The 338-nt window shown below is 65.1% G+C and carries 1 protein-coding gene; it reads left to right on the forward strand.

The genetic code is table 11. The features are described 5' to 3' along the window. A partial coding sequence (locus tag AC0L3U_RS38830) for a type 1 glutamine amidotransferase family protein (RefSeq protein WP_473365030.1) occupies positions 1 to 287 on the forward strand: 287 nt, incomplete at its 5' end. Between the last annotated feature and the right edge of the window lie 51 nt (positions 288 to 338).

Raw genomic sequence — 338 nt, forward strand, 5'->3', positions numbered from 1 at the left:
GCATATTGATCTACCAGGGCGCGCAATTGGCCGCCGTGCACGGCTTGACCGATTTGTTCGGCGTCGCCAATCGCATTGCCGCCGAGCACCAATCCGCGCAGTTGCCGACGTTGCGGGTCAGTCATTGGCAGGTGGATACCCAGGGCACGCCGGTGCGCGTGTTCGACACCCAGCCTGGTCCGGATGCCCCCATGGCTGCCGTGCTGGTGCCGCCCTCGGTGGGCGAATTCAGCGAAGAACAGACGCCCCCGGCGTTGCTCCACTGGCTGCGGAGGACTTGCTGGTGATTCACTGCGCAAGGCCTGACCTGCGCCTGCTGTTGGGTGAGCAGCACAGAG

This window comes from Bradyrhizobium sp. Kon69 (assembly GCF_055807515.1).